The following is a 20,648-nucleotide window of genomic DNA, read 5'->3' as shown; positions in this document are numbered from 1 at the left end:
GAATGGCGTTTTAACAACAGTGAAATAAAATCTCAAATTTCTATTTTGAAACAGTTAGTAAAAGGTAATTTGCTCTAATTATCTAGTACAGCCCCAAAAATATTTTAAATACGTATCCTTACCTCGTATCATTGAAGAACACTGTATCAAGGTTTCCCGCCCTTTTTTTCAGACGGCCTGCCATCAGAAAAAGAACCGTATCCATGTTGAAAAAACTGCTGCACAAAGTCCTGCCCGCCAAGCGTAGCGGCAAGGCTGCGGCGCATAAAGAAATCCTCCCGTTTAGCGCGCACCATATCAGCGCCGACATGCTCAGCTTCGCCGCCGAAAAAGTCGTGCGCCGTCTGCATACCGAAGGCTTTGAAGCCTATGTCGTCGGCGGCGCCGTGCGCGATTTGCTGCTCGGCGTCGAGCCCAAAGACTTCGACGTCGTCACCAACGCCACGCCCGAGCAAGTGCACAAAATCTTCCGCCGCAGCCGCATTATCGGCCGCCGTTTCCAAATCGTGCATGTCATGGTCGGCCCCGAAACCATCGAAGTCACCACCTTCCGGGGCGGCAGCAAAGCCGTGCAAAACGCCGCCGGGCGGATTATGAAAGACAACACCTACGGCAGCATGGAAGAAGACGCCATGCGCCGCGATTTTACCTGCAATTCCCTGTATTACGACCCCATCCGCCAAGAAATCATTGATTTTCATCACGGCGTAGGCGATGTGGCGGATAAAAAGCTGGTGATGATCGGCGATCCGGCTGAGCGTTATCAGGAAGACCCCGTGCGCATACTGCGCGCCGTCAGGCTGTCGGGCAAACTCGGCTTCGATGTCGAGCCGCGTACCGCCGCGCCGATTCCCGAGCAGGCAGGCCGTCTGAAACACGAGCCCGTGGCGCGGCTGTTTGACGAAATCATGAAACTGCTGTTTTCCGGCCACGCCCGAGAATGCCTGCAAAAGCTCCATTCTCTTGGTGTCAGCGGCGACATCCACCCGCTTTTGAGCGCCCTCAAATCCGCCGAAAAACCGGAAAACCGCATTATCGCGCTGGCCTTAAAAAACACTGACGAGCGTTTACGCGCCGACAAATCCGTATCCGTCGGCTTCGTGCTGGCCGCCGTATTGTGGCCGCAGCTCAACCGCTACTGGCAGCAAAACCTGCAACGCGGCCAAAAACCCGCGCCTGCGCTGACCGACGCCATCAACACCCTGCGCGACACCATCGAAAAAGGCTGGGGCGTGCCGCAACGCTTCACCGCCACCATGCGCGAAATCTGGCAGCTGCAACCGCAATTCGACAACACACGCGGCGCCCGCCCGCATAAATTATTGGCGCAACCTCGCTTTCGCGCCGCCTACGATTTTCTGGTCTTGCGCGGACAAGTCGGCGAAGTGAATAAAGATTATGTCGATTGGTGGACAACCTTCCAACACGCCGACGATGCCACCCGCGCCGACATGACCCTAGCCGCCCAGCAACGCGCCCAACAGCAGCACACCGGCGAGGGCGAAGCCAAACCGAAACGCCGCCGCCGTCGCAAACCGAAGAAAAAAGTGGCCGTGCCGACAGCGGAATAAAGGGTAATCAACAAATGCCGTCTGAAAAATGATTTTTCAGACGGCATTAAAATATGGGTAACGTACCGTATTTAGGGAAATTGACGTTTCATGCAGGCTGCGGCTGGTTGCGGCGCGATTCCTGTTTGGTAGCGTGCATGCCAAAGCATGCACGCGTTGTTTAATGAAACGGTACAATGTCTAAACCGAAGAGAATAAGTTTTCTCACAAACCATGAAAACCAAAACAACATGCCGTCTGAAAGCGTTTCAGACGGTAGCGAATACAAAGGTCAACCAACGCGTGCATGCTTTGGCATGCATCCTGCATAGGAAATTTATGTTTCTTGCAGGCTATGATTTGCTAAAACAAAGATTTCGGGTACGGTTCAAGAGACTGTAAAGAATTCAGGATGTAAAATTCAAGTTTTTAATCCCATAACGAAAAAACTAACCGATTACAAAGACAAGACAAATAAAGGGAATTGATATGTTTAAAAATACCTTGTTTATGAAATTCTTTCTATCTGATACAGAACTTTTTATATCGGACTTTAGCAAAATGTTGCTTGAATATGAAGCAATGGTTAAAAATGCAAGGTCATCTAATTGGGGTTTGTATGAGCCGACTAAAAAATTTGATGCTCATTTTTTAGAAAGGCTTAATGTAGCAGTAGAAAAGGATGAATTTCTCCCTGAATTACAGCAATTAAACTGGAAAATTCGCAAGAATCCAGAAGCGTTAGGGGGATTTTCTGCAGTTCGCATGCTTGCAAATAATGCTCCTCTACACATGATGGAAAGATTATATCTTCGCTTAAATATAGATGAAGAAAAAATCTTTTTAGAGTTATATGAATATTTTAAGTATCGGCTACGACATAACCAAGCTGACTATGCCTTTATTGAATATATGACCTATCCACGTATGTTGGATTATTTGGGCATATCGTGCTGCGATGGACACGATGAAGAAACTAAAGAGCCGCACATGATTGTTACTACCCACGAACTACGCCACTGGTTGCCAAATCTTCCATGGCTGGCCTATTTCGGCAGACCTTATGTCGAATTGTTCGGGGAAGAAAAACTCGCCCAAGCACCAGTTTACCGTGTGGAAAAAATCGGCGAGGGTTATCTGTTGCAGTTGACCGAAAACATCAGCGATATGGTAACCGACTACGAAAGCTATCGTGCAAAAGAACAAGCCGTAAAAGCCTATCTGAATCCGAATGCCTTTTACAAACGGGAGAAAGGTTACAGCTTGGATATACTGAAAGCGCATTTGGAAAAATATACCATTCCTAAGCCCGGAAGTGTGTTCGATACGCCCGAGTTTACGGAATTACGGCAGGGCTTGGCAAAACGAGAAGAGCAGATTGCATCGTAGGACATGCATTCGCTACTCACTTCACTTAATGTATGTTCTCTTGTTTATAAAATAAAAATGCCGTCTGAAAAAGCGAATTTTTCAGACGGCATTTTTATCATCCAAACATATTTACTGCCCGCGCAGAAACAGCGCGTCCAATTCTTTCAACGTCAGCTTCACCCAAGTCGGGCGGCCGTGGTTGCATTGGTTGCTGCGCGGGGTGTGTTCCATATCGCGCAGGAGGGCGTTCATTTCGGGCAGGGTCAGTTGCCGTCCGGCGCGCACAGAGCCGTGGCACGACATGGTAGAAAGGATATGGTTTTCCCGCGCTTCTATGGTTTGGCTGCTGCCGGTGGCGGCCAATTCGCGCAATACGTCGCGGGCGAGGGCGGCGACGTCGGCTTTGCCGAGCATGGCGGGGACGGCGCGCACGGCGAGGGTGTTACCGCCCATGTCGGAGAGTTCGAGGCCGAATCCGCGCAGGATGTCGGCGTGGTCGGCGAGGGTGGCGGTTTCTTCGTGGCTGGCGGAAAAGGTCACGGGAATCAGCAGGCGCTGGCTTTGCAGGCTGCCTTGCTCATCGCGCTGGCGTTTCATTTTTTCGTAGTTGACGCGCTCGGCGGCGGCGTGCATATCCACCAAAATCAGGCTTTCTTCGGCTTGGGCGAGGATGTAAATGCCCAAAAGCTGGGCAATGGCGAAACCGAGCGGCGGCAGTTCTGATGGGGGATTAAGGCCGTCTGAAATGCTTGGGGCGCTGTCTTGGCCGCTGAGATGGAGTGCGCTTTCAGACGGCATATTGTTGCCGAAACGCGCCTGCTCGAATTGGCGCAGCTCGATATCGTCATCGGCAGGCGTTGTTTTAAACAGCTTGGCGTAGGTATCCAGCGCGGCACGGCTTTCGCGCAGAGATAAGGTGCGCTGCTGCGGTGCGCGTGCGGCCTGATAAGGCATGGGCGTGGTTTTGCTGCTGCGGGTGGGGTATTCGTCGCGGTAGCTGCGGGCGGTGGCGGAGCGGGTAAGGCCGTCTGAAGTCAGGGTATTATCGGCCGCTTCGGTGGGCAGATTTTCAGACGGCATGGCGGGTACACCCAAAACCTCGTGCAATACGTCGCCGACATTGCTGACGCTTTCGGTTTGGTCGGCGCGGGTGGCGGCCAGCGCTTTGTTGAGGGTGTGGAACACGAGCTGGTGCACCTGCTGGCTGTCGCGGAAGCGGATTTCGGTTTTGGTTGGGTGCACATTCACATCAACGGCTTCAGGCGGCAGTTCGAGAAACAAGACAAATGCGGGGGTAACGGCGTTGTGCAAAACATCGCGGTAGGCTTGTTTGACCGCATGCAGCATGACTTTGTCGCGCACGAAGCGGTGGTTGACAAAGCAGTATTGTTTGTCGCTTTTGCCTTTGGCAAAGGTGGGTTTGGAAATCGCGCCGTATAGCCGCATGATGCCTTCGCCGCTGTCGATTTCCAGCGAGGCCGTCTGAAAATCGTCGCCGACGATGGCGGCGATGCGCTCGTGTTGGCTCTGCACGGGCAGTTTGAAGATGGTTTTGCCGTCGCGGATAAGGGTAAAGGCGATGTGCGGGTGCGCCAGCGCGAGGCGTTCGAGCATGGTGGCGCAGTGGGCGTATTCGGTGTTTTCCGATTTGAGAGATTTGCGGCGGGCGGGAGTGTTGAAAAACAGTTCGGCCGCTTCGATGGTGGTGCCGACGGGGTGGGCGGCAAGGGTGGCGGCGCTCAGCTTGCCGTCTTCGGCTTTGACTTGGTTGGCATGGTCGCTGCCGGCCTGACGGCTGGTGAGGGTCAGGCGGCTGACAGAGGCGATACTGGCCAAGCCTTCGCCGCGAAAACCCATGCTGGCGACATGTTCCAAATCGTTTAAGGTTTTGATTTTGCTGGTGGCGTGGCGGTGTAGCGCCAATTCGATGTCGTCGGCATGGATGCCGCTGCCGTTGTCGGTCACGCGAATCAGGCGGATACCGCCGCCTGAGAGCTCGACCTCAACCGCTGTCGCGCCTGCGTCTATGCTGTTTTCTACGATTTCTTTCAAGGCATTGGCGGGGCGTTCCACCACTTCGCCGGCGGCGATTTGGTTGACCAGATGATCGGGCAGGGCGGCAATTCGAGACATGGTTGGCTTTCTTGCAAAAATAGGCGCTTATTATAGCAAAAGGCCGTCTGAACTTGGGATTCAGACGGCCTTTTGCCGTGTTTTTCAAATCAAAATACGCTTAGTCTTTTTTCCACCACACGCCGTAAATCGGGCGGCCGAAGTGGGCGAGGACGGCGATCATGCAGATTTCAATCGACACCGACCAGTAAACGTGACCGAGGATTTCGCTGATTAATTCGGCGCTGTTCAAATTCCACAGCCAGCCGACCGTACCCGGCGTGTCGTAGGCCGGATGGCGGAAGCCTAAGAGCGGAATCATCAGGCCGTGGGCGAAAACAGTCACAATCAGGCCGTACAAAGCGCCGTACCACAGGCGGGTTTTCGACCAAAACATAGACGCTACAACGTAAATAAATGCAAAGGCAAAGCTAAATAGCCAGTGATACAAAGTTACCGCGCCCAAGACATTGGCGCCTTGGTAAATATAATCCAGCGAGTGTTGGTTAAAGCCCAAACCGCCCAGCCAAGCGTCGATGTGCGCGCCCGGAGGAGAGATTTCGCCCGGCATGCGCGGCGGCATGTTGACTTCAGAACCCCATTTGACCAGAGAGCTGATAAAGCCGCCGACCAGCGTGACCCAGAAAATGATTTTGCCGTTGGAGGCAGTTTTTTGATTACTCATGTTGACAGTCCTTGTGTGTGAATTTCATGTAACTTTATTTCAAAAATAGGGTGGTGTCGATAAAAGGTATCAATTAATTTGATGTAAGTCAAGATTAATGTGAAGGTACGTTAAAGCTTTAATGAAAAAAGCATTTTTTTTAGAGGAGCGGGGGCGGAAGCGATATGATTTTATTACCGTGGCTTGCCTTTCAGTCAGAATAAGCGATTTTTTTGGGGGATATGCGGTGTAAAATCAGGTGTTTTTTGAATCTAGTGATATGTTTTTAAATTGTTAATTTAATTTTTGCGCTAGGGGGCTCAATCATGAGAAAGATAAGGGTTGGGAAGCGCGGAAAACAGGTCAGCCGTACTACATCATTATTACAAAGTCATCATTTGGAGGGGAAATTAAGAAAATGTGTAAGCATATGAAAAGGCCGTCTGAAAACCGATGCCTATGCTCAGGTTTTCAGACGGCCTTAATAAATAAGATGGTTTGGCACAGCGGCCGGACAGAATGCAAACAAGCCCTTTACAAGTCTAATGCGTCGGCGTGAAACTCGATATGCGCATCCATAAAGCTGGCGACGAAGAAATAGCTGTGGTCGTAACCCGGCCGCAGTTTGTATTGCACATTAAAGCCGTTGCCGCGTGCGGCGCGGACAAAAGCGTCGTTGCGTAGCTCGGGCATAAATTCATCGGCATCGCCTTGTTCAATCAAAATGGGAAATTTTTTGACGGCGGTTTTGACCAGCTCGGTGCTGTCGTATTGCACCCACGCGGCCGGATCGTTGCCCAGATAGGCGGCAAAAGCCTGTTTGCCCAGCGGCGTGCGGCTGGGGTTGGCAACGGGCGCAAAAGCAGAGGCGGCGGCGTAGCGGTCGGGGTTTTTTAAGGCAATCTGTAAAGCGCCGTGGCCGCCCATGCTGTGTCCGGCAATGCTGCGCTTGTCGGTTACAGGGAACACGGCTTCAATCAGCGCGGGCAGCTCTTTCACAATATAGTCGTACATCTGATAATGCGCCGCCCACGGCGCTTGCGTGGCGTTGACATAAAAACCGGCGCTTTGCCCCAAACCTTTGTTTTCATGGTCGGCCACGCCATCGCCTCGCGGCGAGGTGTCGGGCGACACCAAGGCAATGCCCCATTGCGCGGCAAAGCGTTGCGCACCGGCTTTGAGAATGAAATTTTCATCGGTGCAGGTCAGGCCGGAGAGCCAATAGAGCACGGGTACGCGGTAGCCCTGCTGCGTTTGCGGCGGCAGGTAAATGCTGAAAGTCATGTCGCATTGGTTGGACTCGGAAAAATGGCGGTAACGCGCTTGCAGGCCGTTGAAAAGTTTGTGTTGTTCGATAAGGATGGGGGCGGACATGCGGTATTCTCCAATATATAAAGCAGACGAAACCAATGGTAGCAGAAAAGCGTCAGTCCGTCTGAAAACGCCGCTGAGGGCTTAGAACCTGTATTCATAATCTTGATAGCGTCTTTTTATTGCCTAATCACACGCCTACCGCGTTGGATTTTTACGCCAATCGTCCAGATTTGCATAAATATCGCCTTGTATTCGCATGATTATCCAACAAAAATCCATCTATCAATCTTATGAATACAGGTTCTTATATTTCAATAAGATGAAAATCTATACACAAGCTCTGTGGATAAGTATGTGGGTAAGCAGGGAGTAAACAGAAAAATTTCTTTAGCGACAATCAAGCCGATAGATTGCTTAAAAAATAGGCATATAAAATCATTTAAAATCAATAAGTTAAAAATAAATGGTGTATTTGAAAGAAGCGGTAACAAAATTCCCCTATAAAACAAGGCGGTGGATAATTTTATCTATCCGGCGGTTGACACCTGAAAAATTATCAAAATCAGGGTCTGTTGACACTTCATCCGAAAAGCTGGCACGTGATGAAATGTTAACAGACCCTAAGCGTTTCGCGTTACAATATGCGATTATTTTTGATACCGAATACAAACACCATGAAAGCCAGCCAGTTTTTTATTTCTACCTTAAAAGAAGCCCCGGCAGAAGCCACGCTTGCCAGCCACAAGCTGATGTTGCGCGCCGGTCTGATTAAAGCCAACGCTTCCGGCTTATATACTTGGATGCCGATGGGCTTGCGCGTGTTGCGCAAAGTGGAAAACATCGTGCGCGAAGAGATGAACCGCGCCGGCAGTATCGAGCTTTTAATGCCCGTGGTGCAGCCGGCCGAGCTGTGGCAGGAAAGCGGCCGCTGGGAGTTTTACGGCAAAGAGCTGTTGCGCTTTAAAGACCGTAAAGACGCCGATTTCTGTATCGGCCCGACCTGCGAAGAGGTCATTACCGACATCGTGCGCCGCGAGATTACCAGCTATAAGCAACTGCCTAAGAATTTTTACCACATCCAAACCAAATTCCGCGACGAAATTCGCCCGCGTTTCGGCGTGATGCGCGCGCGTGAATTTATCATGAAAGACGCGTATTCTTTCCATGCCGATTTTGCTTCGCTGCAGGCGACTTATCAGGATATGTACGACGCGTATTGCCGCGTGTTCAACCGCTTGGGTTTGAACTTCCGCCCGGTGGCGGCGGATACCGGCAGTATCGGCGGTACCGGTTCACACGAGTTTCAAGTGTTGGCCGAGAGCGGCGAAGACGTGATTGCGTATAGCGACACATCCGATTACGCCGCCAACTTGGAATTGGCGCCGACCCTGCCGCTGGCGGGCGAACGCGCAGCAGCAGGCAAAGTGCTGGAAAAAGTACATACGCCTGCGGTTAAAACCATTGCCGAATTGGTAGAATTTTTGCATATTCCGATTGAAACCACGCTCAAATCCATCGTGGTGGAAGGCGAAGAAGAGGGCGAAATCGTGTTGCTGCTGTTGCGCGGCGATCACGAGTTTAACGACATCAAAGCGGAAAAACTGGCGGGTGTAAAAGCGCCGCTGACCATGGCCGCGCCGGAAGCAATTTTGGCGCAGTTTGGTGCCAACGGTGGCTCACTCGGCCCGGTGGGATTCAAAGGTAAAGTGTATGCCGATTTTGCCACTGAAAAAGGCGCGGATTGGGTGATTGGTGCGAATGAAGACGACTACCACTATACCGGTTTCAACTTCGGCCGCGACGCCGCAGAGCCGGAGTTTGTCGATTTGCGCAATGTAGTGGAAGGCGATGAAAGCCCCGACGGTCAAGGCCGTCTGAAACTGGCGCGCGGTATCGAAGTCGGCCATGTGTTCCAACTGCGCGACAAATATTCCAAAGCCCTGAATGCCTCTTTCCTCGACAACAACGGCAAATCGCAAATCATGGAAATGGGCTGTTACGGTATCGGCGTAACCCGTGTGGTTGCCGCCGCCATCGAGCAGAACAATGACGAGCGCGGTATTATTTGGACGGAGGCGATGAGCCCGTTTGAAGCGGTGATTGTGCCGATGAACTACAAAAAATCGGAAAGCGTGAAAGCTGCTGCCGACCAAATCTATGCCGAACTGTTGGCGCAGGGCGTGGATGTATTGTTGGACGACCGCGACGAGCGCGCCGGCGTGCTGCTCAACGATTCCGAACTCTTGGGCATTCCGCACCGTATCGTCATCGGCGACCGCGCCTTGAAAGAAGGCAATGTCGAATATGCCTACCGCCGTGATGCCGAATCGCAAAGCGTGGCTCTGGGTGATGTGGTGGCGAAAGTCGTGACTGCGCTGAAATCGTAATCAGTTTGTATGAAGTAAAGGCCGTCCGAAACCATGATGATTTTCAGACGGCCTTTTTGCGGCTCTTATCCTGCCCAAACGGGGCAATATAAGCAATGTACGAATACTGGGCTGAGAAAAATACAGACAAAAAAAACCATCTATACTAAGGGGAAAGTATAGATGGCCAAACACATTACGGGGAAAACGTCTTACTCACTTACTCACTTCTTTCGAAGCAAGTGTTACTCAGACACGCGAATTATATAATAGTTCGGCGGTTTTAGTGTTAATTTTAGTTAAATAAAATAGATTATAAATAAATATTTAATTTTAAATAAATTAAAAATTCAAAATGTGTAATTTTTTTCAAAAAATGAGAAAAAGATACTATAAAGTAATAAATTTCCACTCGCCCGGTGCCAAATCCTGTGTATCCCAATCACCGAAACGGTCGCGGTGGAGTTGTTCGACGCGGTTACCGACGGCGGCCACCATGCGCTTGACCTGATGATATTTACCCTCGGTAATCGTCATTAAGAGCGTGGTCGGGTTTTCCAATACGGCTTCGGCGGCGCGGACGGTTTCGTTGTCGTCATGCAGCAAAACGCCGTTTTTTAGGGTGGTACAGAGGCTGTCATCCGCCGGATGTTTGAGGGTAACGCGGTAGAGTTTGGCGACTTTGTGTTTGGGCGAAGTCACGCGGTGGTTAAACTGGCCGTCATTGGTAATCAGCAAAACGCCGGTGGTGTCGGCGTCGAGGCGGCCGACGGCCTGCATGTCGATGTTGCGCATGTGGTCGGGAAACAGGCTGAACACGCTGGGATACTGCTGCGGCTTGTGCGAGGTTTCGTAATCGGCAGGTTTATTAAGCAGGATATAGAAATAAGGCAGCGGCACCACGGTTTGCGCTTCGTCTTCAATCGCCAGCGTTTGCACGTCGGTAGGGTTGATGTCGCTTTTGGCTTTGTTGCGGATTTCGCCGTTGATGGCAATGCAGTCGTTGTCAATCAGCCATTGGCATTGCTTGCGGCTGCCGTGGCCTTGGGCTTGGAGGTATTTTAAGAGTTGCATAGGAGGTGCGGGCAGAAGTTTTCAGACGGCCTTATTTTACTGGAAAACCGTTTAGGTCGTCTGACAAATACGGATTTTGAACAAGCAAAAAAAATCGCCCCTTTAAGAAATTAAGGGGCGCAAAAGGAACACAAACCACTACCAAAACTGTTACAGGGCGAATCCTCCTACTTTATGGGTTGCCGGATAAAGGGCTTTCACCAAATCATGCGGTGAGAGCGACAAATCTTTGCTGCCGGTGGTCAGGCGGCCTTGTTGCGGGGTCAGCTCCAAGAGGCAGGCATCTGCGGCCTGGTGGAACTTTTCTTTTGTGCGGCGCATACGGCGTTGCAGGGCAGCGCTCACGCGTTGGTACAGGCTGTCTTTCTGCTTGACTTCGCGGGTATCCGCCACCCAGCTTAGGCGCGTATTGGAAGCCTCGTCTTCAATCAGAAGAATGCCGGTTGCGCATGGTTTTTCAGACGGCATGCAAGGCAGCCACACATAATAACGACCGTTTAAAGTAATATATACCGCATCATGAATCTCGCAATGTTCGCAGCCTTGAGTGGCGAGAAGCGAGCGCAGGGTTTGCTGGTGCAGTCTCAGAATATCGAGGGAGACTTGCTTAAAAATACTTTCGGGCATTTTCTTCTCCTTTCGTTCTGTATTGCTTGTTGCGTTTCGTTGATTTGAATTATACGGATATTGGCAAAGATTGCAAATGATAATTGTTATTGTTATTTGAGATTGAAATTAATTTATTGATTTAAATCAAAATTAATTTTTAAATTTTAGAAGAAATGTTGAGAAATTTACTCATATTTGGCTAAGAAGATGTATTTGCTATACTGTTTGATGTGAAGAAAGGCCGTCTGAAGCGGAGCAGTTTCGGGGTTGGTCTTGGATTGGATTGGCGATATACTTCCCGCCTGCTGTCGGGAGGTGGCTGAAAATCGATTCTAAAGGTTTTCGGCTAGGGCAACTGTTGTCCTCCCATCGGTCTCATTATCATAAAAATCATCATTCTCCTGCAGGCCGCTTTTATGCAGGAGCTTCACATATTTTTCAATGAAATCAAATCTTTTTACTACATTTGGGCAGTCGATTGGTAAAATCTACTGGCGGGAGGCATTTTTATGCTCGCCGGCGGTGATGTTGGTGATCGCGCTCAGTCTTGAACTGAATACGGTTGTGGCTGTGATTATGGTCGGGGCGGCTTTGTCGGTTGGCTTCGGTGTTTCTCGCACACTCGGCCGCTACCGCTGGGGTGCGGTGGCTATTGCCACGCTGGGGATGGCGGCTGCGGCTGTATTGGGTTCGCTGGTAGGTAACCGGCTCGAACAGCTGTTTCCGCTGTTGGCCTTGCTTTCGGGCGGCTGCGCATATTTAACGAGTAAAAACAGCGATATGTGGTGGGTCAGCTTGCAGACGGTGGTGGCTTTTCTGGTGGCCAGCCATTATCCCAAAGGTTTGGACTATGCGCTGCTGCGCGGCTTATTTGTATTACTGGGCGGCTTTTTGCAGTTGGGCGGCATGATGGTCTTTGCGCGTTTTTTCCCGCAAATGGCGCCGGTTTTGCCCTCGGCGCTGTTCAATACCTTGCCACCGAGCCGTTAGCCGCGTTTTATCGGGGCGGTGGTGTGCGCGGTCATTTTTTCTTTTGTCGCAGCCAAATCCATCGGTATTGCCAATGATTATTGGGCGCCGATGACGGCTTTAATTATTGTCCGTCCTGCAGGCCGGGTGACTTATACGCGCATGATTAACCGCTTGCTCGGCACGCTGTTGGGCTGCGGCGTGGCAACTGTGATTATTTATCTGTGTCATGACAACCAGTATATCCTGCTGGGTTCGCTGATTATTTCCAGCGCACTCGCCTTTTCCATACAGAAAGCCCATTATCTGCTTCTGAGCAGCCTGATTTCTTCCAATATCGTGTTTCTGATTGCCATCGGTTTCGGCGATCCGATTGTTACCACCGAACACCGCTTGATTGCCACTTCTTTGGGCGGTCTGGTAGCGCTGGCTTCGGTCAAACTGTTCCGCCTGTGATGTGATATGATTCGGCAATATTTTAAGGACAACCCAATGGCTAAACGACAAATCCTGCTTGATACCGAAACCACCGGTTTTTACCAAGACAAAGGCGACCGCATGGTTGAATTTGCCGGTTTGGAAATGACCAACCGCCAGCTGACCGGCAATAATCTGCACATCTACATCCATCCCGAACGCGATATGCCGGAAGACGCGGCGAAAATCCACGGGCTGACGATAGACGTATTGGAAGAAAAAAGCGCCAAACCCTTTGCTGAAGTAGGCAAACAGATTGCCGATTTCATGCGCGGTGCGGAGATTATTGCGCACAACGCGCCGTTTGACGTGCGCTTTATCAATATGGAATTTCAGCGCATGGGCTTGCCGACTTTGGAAGAACTCGGCTGTGAAATTACCGATACGCTGGCGATTGCCAAAGAACTGTTCCCGGGTCAGAAAAACAGCCTCGACGCGTTGTGTAACCGTTTCTCCGTTGACCGCAGCAAGCGTGTGTTTCACGGCGCTTTGATTGACTGCGAACTGTTGGGCGAAGTGTATTTGGCGATGACGCGCCAGCAGTTTGACCTGATGGGCAGCGGCGAAGAAGAGGAAACGCAGGCGGTTAAGGCAGTGGAAACGGTGCAGATACATGCGCCGCGCACGGCGCGTTTGAAGATCATTAAGGCAGACACGGAAGAATTGGCGGCGCATGAGCATTATTTGGATGATTTGGGTGCAGACTGCGTATGGCGCAAAAGCGCGACAACAGAGGAGGCATGACGATGGTGGCTTTGATGATTGACGAAACACATGCGGCGGTCACATTTTCAGACGGCCAAACGCAGGCTTTGGATTTGGATATGGCCGCACTCATGTGCCGCTATTTCAGCCGCATTCCGCCGGACAACGGCGCATGGGAAGAGGCGATTATGACGGTGGAAGACGCGATTGCGCCGTGGCGTGATACGGTCAATGCGCATATGCCGTCTGAAAAATGCCTGTCGGTGGCGGCTTCGGCTTTACTGCAATTCGGCGGACAAAGCATGACGGTTGAGGCTGTCGAGCAGCTGTTTTACCGCGTCAGCGCCTATGGTTTCAGCGCAGAGATTCCGGAGCAAGCCGCAGCGTATGCGCAATTTTTGCTGGTGCGCGAATTTTTGCACCATATGGGATTCACAGCCGTGCAATGGCTGGCGGAGGCGGCATGACGCGCAACATCGCTTTGATTCCGGCGGCCGGTGTCGGCGTACGTTTCGGCGCGGGCAAGCCCAAACAGTATGTTGAAATCAACGGCAAAACCGTGTTGCAGCATACGCTGGAGATTTTTACCCGTCATCCGCAGATTGATTTTACCGCCGTGATTGTGTCGCCCGAAGACGGTATTTTTCAGACGGCCTTGCCTAATGCGGGCGTGTTTAAAGTCGGCGGCGACACGCGCGCGCAAACCGTGCGCAACGGCGTTAATGCTTTGTTGCAACAAGGCATTGCCGCAGCGGACGACAATATTCTGGTGCACGATGCCGCCCGCTGCTGTTTGCCGTCTGAAGCCTTGACGCGCCTGATTGCCGAGGCGGGCGGCAAAGCGCAGGGCGGGATTTTGGCGGTGCCGGTGGCGGATACGCTCAAACGCGCCGACAGCGACGGGCAAATCGCTGCCACAGTTGACCGCGCCGGATTATGGCAGGCGCAAACGCCGCAGCTTTTTCAGACGGCCTTGCTGCAACGTGCCTTGGCGGTAGAAGATTTGAGTGCAGTCACAGACGAAGCCTCTGCGGTGGAAAGGCTCGGTATCCGGCCGCTCTTGGTATTGGGCGATACGCGCAATTTGAAGCTGACCCTGCCGCAGGATGAATTTATCGTCAGGCTGCTGCTGGGAGCAAAGAGTCAAGTTTGCGTATGATTTTATGAGTGCAAGTGATAGAATGCAAAGAGAGGTAAACAAACCGGCCTGACGGCGCTGCCGCCTAGTGCCGCTGCCCCATACCGCCGTCCGGTTCATTCGGGCGGTCTCCGAAAAACCAAGCAGGACAGCAATAAAGGAAGCGCAAAATGAATATCCGTGTCGGACAAGGTTATGACGTTCACCAACTGGTCGAAGGCCGCGATTTGATTCTCGGCGGGGTCAACATCCCGTTTGAAAAAGGTTTGCAGGGGCATTCCGATGCCGACGTGCTGCTGCATGCCATTATTGATGCCGTGCTGGGTGCGGCCGGATTGGGCGATATCGGCACGCTGTTTCCCGATACCGACGAAGCCTATAAAGATTCCGACAGCCGCGAGCTGCTGCGTGAAGTATATTTGAAAGTGCAGACCAAAGGCTGGCGCGTCATCAACATCGACAGTACCATCATCGCCCAGCAGCCGAAACTGGCCGAACATATCCCGCAAATGCGCGCCAATATCGCCGCCGATTTGCGCCTGTTGCCCGATTACATTAACATCAAAGGAAAAACCAACGAAAAACTCGGCTACCTCGGCCGCAGTGAAGCGATTGAAGCGCGGGTGGTGGTTTTACTTGGCCGTCTGTAAGTTTTTCTGCGTATCTGCCGCTTGCGCAATGACGGCGCGGTGCGGAAATGTTAATATATGAGCATTCTTAATTTTATCTTTAACGAAGGGCAATATCATGGCAACACAAGATGAAATGAAACGCATGGCGGCGGAAAAAGCCGTAGAATTTGTGCCGGAAAACGAATACATCGGTATCGGTACCGGCTCGACCGTGAATTTCTTTATCGAAGCGCTGGCCAAAAGCGGCAAAACCATCAAAGGCGCGGTATCCACTTCCAAAGAATCCAGCGCATTAATGGCGAAGTTGGGTATTCCCGAAATTACCTTGGGCGATTTGTCCGGCAAACTGGCGGTGTATATCGACGGCGCAGACGAAGTCAACCACATGCTGCAAATGATTAAAGGCGGCGGCGGCGCTTTGCTCAACGAAAAAATCGTTGCCAGCGCCTCGGAAAAATTTGTCTGCATTGCCGACGAAACTAAATACGTATCGCGCTTGGGCAAATTTCCGCTGCCGGTGGAAATCATTCCCCATGCCCGTTCGCTGGTAGCGCGTAAATTGCTGGCTTTCGGCGGCCAACCCGAATTGCGTATCGGTTTTACCACCTTCAACGGCAACGCGATTTTGGATGTGCACGATATCAACATCGACCGCCCCGTTACCCTGGAAGACCAGATTAACAATATCCCCGGCGTGGTGGAAAACGGCATTTTCGGCCACAACGCCGCCGATGTTTTGGTATTGGGCACGCAAGAAGGCGTGAAAGTAATCAAACCGGGTCAGGATTGATTTAGCAGACCCCAGTAGGCCGTCTGAAGCGGTTTCCCTTACGGAAAACCCGTTCAGACGGCTTTTTTGACGATAAGCAGCAGGAAAACAGGCAGGAATGGGCAAATTGTACAAATGGCTGGCCGTTGTCGCGGCTTTGGCCGGAGCGTTCGGTTACAGCGCAGGCGATAAAACCGAATGGCTCAAACTCGGCACGCAAGCGCTGGAGAAGGCCGGCGGCAGCGCGTTGCCGGAATTGAAAAAAATGCTGCCCGAAGTCTTGGCCGCAGCGGTGGACAGCGAAGATACAAGCGCCAGCGGTAATGCAAGCGGCAACAGCAGCAAAAATCGGAAAAACTACACCGGCCGCGTTACCAAAGTTTCAGACGGCGATACCATCCACGTTACCGACGGCAACGGGCGCAAACACAAAATCCGCATGGCCAACATCGACGCACCTGAATTGCACCAAGCCTACGGCACGCGTTCGCGCGATGCGCTGCAAGCGGCGGCTGACGGCGAAAAAGTCACCGTGCGCGTGTACGAACTCGACCGTTACCAGCGCGAAGTGGCGCAGGTATGGCAGGGCGATACCGATTTGAACCTGCAACAAATCCGGCAAGGCGTGGCGTGGCATTATGCCGCTTACGCCAAAAAACAGCAGGACAAAGCTGATTACAACGCCTATGCCGCCGCACAGGAAAAGGCCAAACAGCAGCGCAAAGGCCTGTGGCGCAACCGCAACCCGCAAGCGCCGTGGGACTACCGCCGCGAACAGCGCAATCAGGGCAGCGGTGCGCAGTCTCAAGAGAAAAAATGGTTTGGGATTTGGTGAGGCCGTCTGAAAAAAGCAAAAAAGTGAGATAGCGAGAAAAATCATGCAGAGAAAAATATTACCGTTTATTTTTCTGGGTTTGGCGCAAGCTGCATTTGCGGCCGCTTATCAAGCGTCTGATGATGTGAGGTACAGCCGCAGTTTTACGTCGCCCAGCGGCAACATTATCTGCCAAGGCGACATTACACCCGAGCGGGCAAAAGCGTACCGCGAATACGGCGCAAAACCGTGGAGCGGGGTAGAGTGTTTTGTGCTGGCAAACAAACGTCCGGCATTGAAACGGGAAAAAGACTGCAATTTGGATTGGACGGTCAGTCAGGTGCTGCCCGCAAAGGGTCGTGCCAAGCATGAAGGAGACTGCCATGGCGATGTTTTTTGGGATGGCTTTGCCTGAGCTTTGCCTTACGGTAAACGAGTACAGGGCAAAGGCTGGCAATGTACCAGCTTGGAAACGGGCATGCGCTGTACCAATACCGACGGCCACGGATTTTTGATTAACCGAAAAAAGCAGGTTTTATTTTAAATTCATAATTATTTGTAATTAAAGCATATTATCCGTATTAGGCCGTCTGAAAAAATGCCGAAAAAACTTCTGATTATCCGCCCCGAAGCCCGCACCGCCGATGATATGGCGGTGTGCGCACAATACGGCTGGCAGGGCGTGCCGTTCAGTCCGATGGCGGTTGAGCCGGACGAGGCCGCTTTGCAGCAGCTGCCGCAGCAGTTCGCCTGTGCCGCAGCGGTGTTTTGGGTCAGCCCGACGGCGGTAGAAACCGCTGCGCCGCTGCTGGATTTTTCAGACGGCCTTAAGGTGCAGATTACCGTCGGGCAGGGCAGCCGCAAGGCTTTGGCGCGGTATGGTGCGCATGAAATTTTCGCGCCGCAAGACGGTAATGACAGCGAGGCGGTGCTGCGCCTGCCCTTGTGGGATAATCTGCCGCCAGGTGCGGCGGTTTTGATTGTGCGCGGGCATGGTGGGCGTGATTTTTTGGCACAGGCTCTGCGGGAACTCGGCTTTGCGGTTGATGTGGCTGACGTGTATTTCAGACGGCCTAAAGCGCTGAATTGGCAGAATTTTAATCCTGATAATATTGAGGCTGCCTATATCACGTCGTCCGAATTGGTGGGTAATCTGTTTGCGCAAATTCCGCCCGAATCCGCCCGATTCTTCAAAACCTTGCTATACTTCACCCATCATCCGCGCGTGGCGGCTGCTTTGCGGCAGGCCGGTGCGGAAAATATCCGCGTGGCGAGCTCACTGGCTGCCGCGCTTGCAGCTGATTCCGACCACGGAGCAATGATGAACCAAGCTGAACAACCCAACCTTCCCGAATCTTCAGATGGCCAAGTTCCCGCCGAAAGCGCGCGCGTAATTACCGTCAATGCAGACGGTCAAGCCGTGCCGTCTGAAAGTCAGGCTGCCCAAAATGGTGCGCAGGCCGCGCCGCAGGGCAATGTCCAACCGGAAACCCGCTGTGCGGCCGAATCCGCCGCACCTGCCACAGGAAATACCATGTCAGAACCGAAACAAAATCCGCAACCCGCCGCCGCGCCGGTGGTCATCAAACAATCTTCCGGCAAAGGCTTGGCCGCCGGTGCGCTGGTATTGGCGCTGCTGGGCTTGGGCGCGAGCGGCTTCCTGTTTGTGCAGGGGCAGAACGTGTTGAAAAATCAGGAATTGGCGTTTTCGCAAAAAATCGACAAAGCCGCTCTGGGCGAGTCGGAAAACGCTTCTTTGCTTAAAGACAACATCAACCGCCAAACCACCATTCAGGCCGAATTGGAGCGCCTGAACAACGGTCAGCGCAGCAACAGCGAGCAGATTGCCGTCAACCAAAAAGCCTATCAGGAGCTGCTCAAAGGCCGTGTCAACTGGCTGGTGGACGAAGCCGAAACCATGTTGAACATCGCCGCGCAACAGCTCTTGCTGACCGGCAACGTGCAGGGCGCGGCGGCTGTGTTGGAACACATCAACAACCGCCTGAGCCGTTTCGACCAACCCGATTTGCTGCCCATCAAACAGGCGGTCAGCAGCGATTTGGCGGCGCTGAAAAACCGCCCGTATGTGGATGTTTCCGGCACTGCGCTGCGGATTGACCGCTTGGAAACCGCCGTGGCCGGTCTGCCTTTGGTGACGGACGGTATGTTGAAACCGGGTGCGGCGCAAAAAGTGGAAAGCGACGCGACGTTACCGTGGTGGCAAAATGCGTGGGATAAAACCCTGGGCGCGTTGAAGGGCTTGGTGGAAGTGCGCCACCTGGATAACAACGATGCCATGCTGATGGCGCCGGAGCAGGCGTATTTCGTGCGCGAAAACCTGCGCTTGCGCCTGTTGGATGCGCGAACCGCGCTGTTACAGCTCAACGGCGAAGTGTATCAAAGCGATTTGAACAACGTCGAAGCGGCGGTGCGCCAGTATTTTGACAACAAATCGCCCGCTACCCAGTCTTGGCTGAAAGAATTGGCCGAACTCAAAGCGCTGGACGTGCGCATGGTGTCGGATGATGCGCTCAAAGCTAGCCTGTCGGCGGTGCGCACTTATCAAGACGGCGTGCGCACGCAGGTTGATGGTGCCGGCGCAGCAACGGACGAAGCCTCCGCTCCGGCTGCTGCCGCTGTTTCCGAACCGGCCGCTGCTTCGGAAGCTGCTGCCGTTATGCCGCAAGCACCGGCATTGCCGTCTGAACAAGCCGACGAAGCGGCGCAGCCGAAAGTTCAACCGCAAGCGCCTAAGGCAGACAAAGAGAAAGGGGCGGCGGCATGAAAAGCGTGATTTGGATTGTGGTCTTGTTTGCCGCCGCCGTGGGTTTGGCGCTGGCTTCGGGCATTTATACCGGCAACGTGTATGTGGTGGTCGGCCAGACCATGTTGCGCGTCAACCTGCATGCCTTTATTTTGGGGCTGGTGTTGGCGGTGGTGGTATTGTATCTGCTGATTCGTCTGCTGGCGGGTGTGTTGCATGTGCCCGGCCGTATGCAGCGTTTCGGTACGGCGCGTAAAGGCCGTCAGGCTTCCGTAGCCTTAAATAGCGCGGGTTTGGCTTTCTTTGAAGGGCGTTACGAAAAAGCGGAATTGGAAGCGGCCAAAGTATTGGCCAACAAAGAAGCGGGCGACAACCGCACGCTGGCGCTGATGTTGGGTGCTCATGCCGCCGACCAGATGGATAATTTGGAACTGCGCGACCGCTATCTGAAAGACATCGAGTTGCTGCCGCAAAAGCAGCAGTTGTCGCGCTATTTGCTGTTGGCCGAATCCGCGCTCAACCGCCGCGATTACCCGACTGCCGAGCAAAATTTGGCCGCCGCCGCCCACATCAATCCCAATCTAACGCGCCTGGTTCGCCTGCAACTGCGTTATGCCTTTGACCACGGCAATGCGCTGGAAGTATTGGATAAAGCCGACAAGCTGGCGAAAGCCGGTGCGGTAAACGATTTTGAAGCCGTACAATATCAGACTTGGGCTTACCGCCGCCTGCTGGCGCTGGTGTCTGACGCGGCCGGTTTAAAAGCCTGTTTGAAGCGCATACCCGAATCCTTGAAAGCGGGCGAGCTGTGCGTTGAAATTGCCAATAAATACGAGCGTTTGGGTTTATACAGTCAAGCGGTAAAATGGGTGAGTCAGTATTATCCGCAAACACAACAGGTGGAACTGCTGGAGCCGTTTGTGGAAAGCGTGCGCTACCTGAGCGAGCGCGAGCAGCAAAAAGCCATCGACACCGCCGATTCTTGGCTCAAAGCCCGCCCGGATAATGCCCGCTTGCTGATGTATTTGGGCGAATTGGCTTACAGCAAAAAGCTGTGGGGCAAGGCGCAGGGCTATTTGGAAGCCAGCCTCGCCATCAAACCGAGCCTGTCGGCGCACTTGGCGCTGGCGCGTGTGTTTGATGAAACCGAGCAGCCGCAAAAAGCCGAAGTGCAGCGCAAATTGGCTTTGGAAGCGGTGGAAGAGGATGAAGAAAGCACGGCTTTGGTGCAGAAATAAACCTGTCGCCGTGGCGCATCAATGCCGTCTGAAATTCAGACGGCATTTGAGTGCAAGGCCTTGCAACAGCCAGATTATCCAT

At 52.6% G+C, this 20,648-nt stretch carries 18 protein-coding genes and 3 pseudogenes; 16 read left to right on the top strand and 5 right to left on the bottom strand.

What is annotated here, in order from left to right:
• The 3 genes and pseudogenes from J2T37_RS03245 to J2T37_RS03235 all read left to right on the top strand — a co-directional run.
• Positions 1-78 (top strand): annotated as a pseudogene (locus tag J2T37_RS03245) (IS1595 family transposase); the annotation flags it as partial.
• A 125-nt stretch (positions 79-203) separates the two neighbouring features.
• Positions 204-1,571: a polynucleotide adenylyltransferase PcnB gene (locus tag J2T37_RS03240; protein WP_253353758.1), complete on the top strand. Its 1,368-nt coding sequence runs from the start codon at positions 204-206 to the stop codon at positions 1,569-1,571.
• 468 nt (positions 1,572-2,039) lie between these two features.
• Complete coding sequence (locus tag J2T37_RS03235; RefSeq protein ID WP_253353757.1) at positions 2,040-2,939, top strand: hypothetical protein; 900 nt, start codon at positions 2,040-2,042, stop codon at positions 2,937-2,939.
• Positions 2,940-3,050: 111 nt separating this feature from the next.
• On the opposite strand, the gene mutL is transcribed toward J2T37_RS03235, so the two are convergent.
• From mutL to fghA, 3 genes are all read right to left on the bottom strand, one after another.
• Positions 3,051-5,054: a DNA mismatch repair endonuclease MutL gene (mutL, locus tag J2T37_RS03230; protein WP_253353756.1), complete on the bottom strand. Its 2,004-nt coding sequence runs from the start codon at positions 5,052-5,054 to the stop codon at positions 3,051-3,053.
• Between the two features lie 100 nt (positions 5,055-5,154).
• Positions 5,155-5,718 (bottom strand): YagU family protein, encoded by a 564-nt coding sequence (locus J2T37_RS03225; RefSeq protein WP_253353755.1) that lies wholly within the window; start codon positions 5,716-5,718, stop codon positions 5,155-5,157.
• 513 nt (positions 5,719-6,231) lie between these two features.
• Positions 6,232-7,071, bottom strand: coding sequence for an S-formylglutathione hydrolase (gene fghA, locus J2T37_RS03220; protein WP_253353754.1), 840 nt, complete (start codon positions 7,069-7,071; stop codon positions 6,232-6,234).
• Positions 7,072-7,685: 614 nt separating this feature from the next.
• Between fghA and J2T37_RS03215 the strand changes: the two genes are divergently transcribed.
• Entirely contained in the window at positions 7,686-9,398 is a 1,713-nt protein-coding gene (locus J2T37_RS03215; RefSeq protein ID WP_253353753.1) for a proline--tRNA ligase, read from the top strand.
• 369 nt (positions 9,399-9,767) lie between these two features.
• Here J2T37_RS03215 and J2T37_RS03210 read toward each other — a convergent pair whose 3' ends face one another.
• Positions 9,768-10,451, bottom strand: a complete 684-nt coding sequence (locus J2T37_RS03210; protein WP_253353752.1) for a 16S rRNA pseudouridine(516) synthase — start codon at positions 10,449-10,451, stop codon at positions 9,768-9,770.
• Positions 10,452-10,601: 150 nt separating this feature from the next.
• Positions 10,602-11,078 (bottom strand): pyridoxamine 5'-phosphate oxidase family protein, encoded by a 477-nt coding sequence (locus J2T37_RS03205; RefSeq protein ID WP_253353751.1) that lies wholly within the window; start codon positions 11,076-11,078, stop codon positions 10,602-10,604.
• 423 nt (positions 11,079-11,501) lie between these two features.
• Between J2T37_RS03205 and J2T37_RS03200 the strand changes: the two genes are divergently transcribed.
• The 12 genes and pseudogenes from J2T37_RS03200 to J2T37_RS03145 all read left to right on the top strand — a co-directional run bounded on the left by J2T37_RS03200 (position 11,502) and on the right by J2T37_RS03145 (position 20,566).
• Entirely contained in the window at positions 11,502-12,050 is a 549-nt protein-coding gene (locus J2T37_RS03200) for a hypothetical protein (protein ID WP_253353750.1), read from the top strand.
• A 21-nt stretch (positions 12,051-12,071) separates the two neighbouring features.
• Positions 12,072-12,485 carry an FUSC family protein gene (locus tag J2T37_RS03195; RefSeq protein WP_253353749.1) on the top strand — a complete coding sequence of 138 codons (414 nt, stop codon included), beginning with the start codon at positions 12,072-12,074 and terminating at the stop codon, positions 12,483-12,485.
• 36 nt (positions 12,486-12,521) lie between these two features.
• The gene (dnaQ, locus tag J2T37_RS03190; protein WP_253353748.1) at positions 12,522-13,250 is read left to right on the top strand and encodes a DNA polymerase III subunit epsilon; all 729 of its coding nucleotides are present in this window, start codon (positions 12,522-12,524) and stop codon (positions 13,248-13,250) included.
• Positions 13,217-13,678: a hypothetical protein gene (locus J2T37_RS03185; RefSeq protein WP_253353747.1), complete on the top strand. Its 462-nt coding sequence runs from the start codon at positions 13,217-13,219 to the stop codon at positions 13,676-13,678. Before dnaQ ends, J2T37_RS03185 begins: the two co-directional genes overlap by 34 nt.
• Positions 13,675-14,370, top strand: coding sequence for a 2-C-methyl-D-erythritol 4-phosphate cytidylyltransferase (ispD, locus tag J2T37_RS03180; RefSeq protein ID WP_253353746.1), 696 nt, complete (start codon positions 13,675-13,677; stop codon positions 14,368-14,370). Before J2T37_RS03185 ends, ispD begins: the two co-directional genes overlap by 4 nt.
• Positions 14,371-14,519: 149 nt before the next feature.
• On the top strand, positions 14,520-14,999 hold the full coding sequence (gene ispF, locus J2T37_RS03175) for a 2-C-methyl-D-erythritol 2,4-cyclodiphosphate synthase (protein ID WP_253353745.1): 480 nt from the start codon (positions 14,520-14,522) through the stop codon (positions 14,997-14,999).
• Positions 15,000-15,096: 97 nt separating this feature from the next.
• Positions 15,097-15,771, top strand: a complete 675-nt coding sequence (gene rpiA / locus J2T37_RS03170) for a ribose-5-phosphate isomerase RpiA (RefSeq protein ID WP_253353744.1) — start codon at positions 15,097-15,099, stop codon at positions 15,769-15,771.
• 97 nt (positions 15,772-15,868) lie between these two features.
• A complete protein-coding gene (locus J2T37_RS03165) occupies positions 15,869-16,585 on the top strand; it encodes a thermonuclease family protein (protein WP_253353743.1) in 717 nt (238 codons plus the stop codon).
• 43 nt (positions 16,586-16,628) lie between these two features.
• Positions 16,629-17,108, top strand: a pseudogene (locus J2T37_RS03160) (DUF6636 domain-containing protein).
• 54 nt (positions 17,109-17,162) lie between these two features.
• Positions 17,163-17,780: pseudogene (locus J2T37_RS03155) on the top strand (uroporphyrinogen-III synthase); the annotation flags it as partial.
• A gap of 318 nt (positions 17,781-18,098) precedes the next feature.
• Positions 18,099-19,349, top strand: a complete 1,251-nt coding sequence (locus J2T37_RS03150) for a uroporphyrinogen-III C-methyltransferase (protein ID WP_253353763.1) — start codon at positions 18,099-18,101, stop codon at positions 19,347-19,349.
• Complete coding sequence (locus tag J2T37_RS03145) at positions 19,346-20,566, top strand: heme biosynthesis HemY N-terminal domain-containing protein (protein WP_253353741.1); 1,221 nt, start codon at positions 19,346-19,348, stop codon at positions 20,564-20,566. The genes J2T37_RS03150 and J2T37_RS03145 overlap by 4 nt, the downstream gene beginning before the upstream one ends.
• Positions 20,567-20,648 lie beyond the last annotated feature (82 nt).

The sequence above is a fragment of the Neisseria perflava genome (assembly GCF_024170405.1).
GTDB lineage: Bacteria > Pseudomonadota > Gammaproteobacteria > Burkholderiales > Neisseriaceae > Neisseria > Neisseria perflava_B.
The sequence above is the reverse complement of the archived record's forward strand: the minus strand, read 5'-3'. Positions and strand labels throughout refer to the sequence as shown.